4 protein-coding genes are annotated in these 4,420 nt (G+C 63.6%); all 4 read right to left on the bottom strand.

The window, feature by feature from the left end; translation table 11 throughout:
- Positions 1 to 986 (bottom strand): putative peptidoglycan glycosyltransferase FtsW (locus EN750_RS20520; protein ID WP_145967797.1); only part of this gene is annotated, 986 nt, incomplete at its 3' end.
- Positions 986 to 2,386 (bottom strand): UDP-N-acetylmuramoyl-L-alanine--D-glutamate ligase, encoded by a 1,401-nt coding sequence (gene murD, locus EN750_RS20515; protein ID WP_127397483.1) that lies wholly within the window; start codon positions 2,384 to 2,386, stop codon positions 986 to 988. The genes EN750_RS20520 and murD, both read right to left, overlap by 1 nt.
- 8 nt (positions 2,387 to 2,394) lie before the next feature.
- Positions 2,395 to 3,477: a phospho-N-acetylmuramoyl-pentapeptide-transferase gene (mraY, locus tag EN750_RS20510; protein WP_013530954.1), complete on the bottom strand. Its 1,083-nt coding sequence runs from the start codon at positions 3,475 to 3,477 to the stop codon at positions 2,395 to 2,397.
- A gap of 19 nt (positions 3,478 to 3,496) precedes the next feature.
- Positions 3,497 to 4,420 (bottom strand): Mur ligase family protein (locus EN750_RS20505; protein ID WP_245482755.1); only part of this gene is annotated, 924 nt, incomplete at its 5' end.

Raw genomic sequence — 4,420 nt, 5'->3', positions numbered from 1 at the left:
AGCTGGAGGTTGACGCACATGTTGATGACAGCCTGCAGGCCGAACACGGTGACGAGGCCGCCGACCGCATAGCGGGTGAAATCGTCATGCTCCTTCAGCGCCGTGTTGAGGCCGCGCAGCACGATGAAGGCGAAGATCGACATGATGAAGAAGCACATGATCAGCCCGAACTCTTCGCCCGCGACCGAGAAGACGAAGTCGGCATGGCTGTCGGGGATGACGCGCTTGACGGTGCCCTCGCCCGGTCCGACTCCGAACCAACCGCCATTGATCAGCGCTTCGCGCCCCATGTCGACCTGGAACGTGTCGCCCTCGCCGGTGAGGAACTTGTCGATGCGCAGGGCAACGTGCGGGAACACCGTATAGGCGGCAAAGACGCCGCCGACGCCGGCCGCACCCAGCGCGACGATCCACAGCCAGGGCAGCCCGGCCATGAAGAACATGATGCCCCAGGTGCCGGTCGTCAGCATGGTCTGGCCGAGGTCCGGTTGTGCCACCAGCAGCGACACGACCAGCACCAGCAGCAGCATGGCGAACAGATTGCCCGGAATATCGGGCTGGCGCTTGTGCTCGGCGAAAAGCCACGCGCACATGATGACGAAGGCCGGCTTCAGGAATTCCGACGGCTGGATCGACAGGCCGGCAAGCGACACCCAGCGGCGCGCACCCTTCACCTCGACGCCGATGTAGAGCACCGCCACCATCAGCACCAGCATCAGGCACAGGATGGCCAGCGCCATGCGCCGGATCTGCCTGGAATCGAGGAAGGAAACTGCCAGCATCACACCGAGCGCCGGCACGGTGAAGATGATCTGCCTGGTGGCAAAGTGGAAACTGTCGAGGCCGATGCGTTCGGCCACCGCCGGACTGGCGGCGAAGGACAAGACGATGCCGAGCCCCATCAGCGACAGGAACGCCGCGAGGAACCAGCGATCGATCGTCCACCACCAGGTTGCCACCGGGCTTTTGTCGAGACGGCTTTGCATTATCGTGCCCCTCCGATGGGTTTCACACCCTCGATAGCATCCGCAGCTTGCCTGAAGGCTTCGCCGCGGACTTCGAAATTCTTGAACTGGTCGAAACTGGCGCAGGCCGGCGACAGCAGCACCACCGCCTCGCCGCTGTCGTCCTTAGCGGCATCATGCGCGGCGTGCTCGACCGCGGCGGCCAGCGTGCCTGAGATCTCGTAGGGAACTGCCTCGCCCAGCGTCGCCGAAAAGGCCGGCGCCGCCTCGCCAATCAGATAGGCCTTGGCGATACGCGGAAAGAAGCCGCGCAACGGCTCGATGCCGCCTTCCTTGGGCAGGCCGCCGGCGATCCAGTAGATGCGCGTAAAGCTGGATAGCGCGGGTGCTGCCGCATCGGCATTGGTCGCCTTGGAATCGTTGATGAACAGCACATGGTCCTTGCGGCCGACCTGCTCCATGCGGTGAGCGAGGCCGGGAAAGCTTTCCAGCCCCGACTGGATTTCGCCAAGCTCCAGTCCGACCTTGAGGCAAGCGGCGACCGCCGCCAGCGCGTTCTGGGCATTGTGCTGGCCGCGCAGCGAGCCGATGCCTTCGAGGAAGGCGACGCGGCTGTAACGGCCGTGCACCGCTTCCATCAGATTGGTGCCATCGGCGAAATAGCCGTCCGTCAGTGGCAGGCGCTTGGAAATGCGGGTGACATGCCGCCCCGCCCGCTCCAGCCGCTCGGCGATCTGCGCGCACCAGGAATCGTCGATGCCGACGATCGCCGTCTCGCTGCCGGCCACCAGCCGCTCCTTGATCGCGGCGTAGTGCTGCATGGTGCCGTGGCGGTCGAGATGATCGGGCGTCAGGTTAAGCAGGATGCCCGCCGTCGGATTGATCGAGGGCGCGAGGTCGATCTGGTAAGACGAGCATTCGACCACATAGTGCCGATCGGGCTCGGGCGGATCGAGCGTCATCACCGCGCGGCCGATATTGCCGCCCATCTGGGTATCGCGTCCCGCGGCCTTCAGGATATGCGCGGTCAGCGCGGTGGTCGTCGACTTGCCGTTGGTGCCGGTGATGGCGATGAAAGGCGAATTTGGCGCGCTCAGCGTCCGCTCGCGGCAGAAAAGCTCGATGTCGCCGATGATCTCGACGCCTGAACCGCGCGCCAGCTCCACCGTCCAATGCGGCTTGGGATGCGTCAGCGGGACGCCCGGCGACAGCACGAAAGCCGAGAATTTCGCCCAGTCGGCGCCGCGCAAATCAGCGGTCGCAATACCGGCAATAGCGGCCTTGGCAACGCTTTCGGGATTGTCGTCCCAGGCCAGCACGTCCGCGCCGCCCTCGATCAGCGCGCGCGCCGTCGCAATCCCCGAGCCACCGAGCCCGAAGAGGGAAACGCGCTTGCCTGAAAAGGATGCGGCGGGGATCAAAGGGCTTCCTATCTCAGCTTGAGGGTCGACAGGCCGACCAGCGCCAGGATGACGGCGATGATCCAGAAGCGGATCACCACCTGGCTTTCGGTCCAGCCGAGCTTTTCGAAATGATGGTGGATCGGCGCCATCAGGAACACCCGCTTGCCGGTCATCTTGAAGTAGCCGACCTGGATGATGACTGACAGGATTTCCACGACGAACAATCCGCCGACGATGACCAGCACGATCTCGTGCTTGGTGGCGACCGCGACGGTGCCGATCAGGCCACCCATGGCCAGCGAGCCGGTATCGCCCATGAAGATCGCCGCAGGCGGCGCGTTGAACCAGAGGAAGCCGAGGCCGGCGCCGATGACAGCGCCGAGCACGACCGCCAGTTCACCGGTGCCGGGCACGAAATGGATCTGTAGATATTCAGCGAATACCGCATTGCCCGAGAGATAGGCGATGACGCCGAAGGAGGCCGCCGCGATCATGATCGGCACGATCGCCAGCCCGTCCAGACCGTCGGTGAGGTTCACAGCATTGCCTGCTCCGACGATGACGAAGCAGGAGAACGGAATGAAGAACCAGCCGAGATTGACGATGAATTCCTTGGCGAAGGGAAACGTCAGCGACGAAGAGAACGGCGCCTGGCCATTGTGCATGATCACCCAGGCGGCGATGCCGGCGATGACGAATTCAAGCGCCAGCCTTGCCTTGCCGGAAAAGCCGAGATGCGACTGCTTGGTCACCTTCAGATAGTCGTCGTAGAAGCCGATCGAGCCGAAGCCCAGCGTCACCAGCAGCACCACCCAGACATAGATGCTCGACAGGTTGGCCCACAAAAGCGACGAGCCGATAATGCCCGACAGGATCATCAGTCCGCCCATGGTCGGCGTGCCGGCCTTCTTGAAATGCGTCTGCGGTCCGTCGGCGCGGATCGGCTGGCCCTTGCCTTGCCGCAGCCGCAGCGAATTGATGATGGTCGGCCCGAAGATGAAGACGATCAGCGCCGACGTGATCAGCGCCCCGCCGGTGCGGAAGGTGATGTAGCGGAAGACATTGAAGACCGAGACCTTGTCCGCAAAATCGACGAGCAGTGTAAACATGCGCTTTTCGTCCCCCGACCTAGGTCTGTTTTCTGGCTGTCGATTCAGCCGGGAATTTGCCCAGCAGCGCATCGACCAGTTTTGCAAAGCCGATGCCCTTCGACGATTTGATCATCACCACGTCGCCCGGCTTGAGCGCGGCAAGCAGCACCGGCTTCAACTCCTCGACACCGGCGCGGTATTCCGTCTTGATCTCAGCCGGCAGCGCTTCTGCCAGCACCCGCATTTCCGGGCCGCCGAGAAAGACGGTCTGCGTGCCCGAGCTGACGATGAGATCGGCAAGGGCTGCATGCAGCTTGGCCGAGTGGTCGCCAAGTTCGAGCATGTCGCCGAGCACGGCGATGCGGCGGCCCTCGCCCGTCACAGGCGTCGCGTTGAGCAATGCCATGGCAGCAGCCATCGATGCCGGATTGGCGTTGTAGCTTTCGTCGATCAGCGTGATCAGTCCACCTGGGTAGCTCGAAGTCGAGCCGCCGGGATGGCGCAGCACATGGCGCTTGCCGCGCCCGCGTTCGGCCGAAAGATCGGCCAGTGCTGAAGCCACCTTGTCGAGATCGGCGCCGACCAGATGCGCCGCACCCAGCACCGCCAGCACGTTCTGCACCATATGGCGGCCGGGCGCGCCGATCCGCGCCGCCACTTCGTGGCCGCCGATCCTGGCGATGATGTCGGAATGATCCGCATGCAGTTCGCATTTGGTGAGCTTGAAGGTAGAGCGCGCATTCTCGCCGAAGCCGTAGACGTGCTCGACACCGGCGGCATGGGCCATCTTGTCGAGCAGCTTGAAGCGCGCATCATCGCGGTTGAGGATGGCGGCCCCCTCGGGCTCCAGCCCTTCGAAAATCTCGGCCTTGGCCTTGGCAATCTCGTCGAGATTGCGGAAAAAGCCGAGATGCGCCGCCGCGATCATGGTGACGATGGCGACATGCGGCCTCACCATTTT

Source organism: Mesorhizobium sp. M7A.F.Ca.ET.027.03.2.1 (genome assembly GCF_003999175.1).
Classification (GTDB): Bacteria; Pseudomonadota; Alphaproteobacteria; order Rhizobiales; family Rhizobiaceae; genus Mesorhizobium.
Note: the sequence above shows the minus strand (reverse complement) of the source record. Positions and strands in the feature narration are given on the sequence as shown.

Coding starts and splice junctions, on each gene's coding strand:
- mraY (WP_013530954.1), bottom strand. CDS start 3,477: ATGTTTACACTGCTCGTCGATTTTGCGGACAAGGTCTCGGTCTTCAAT.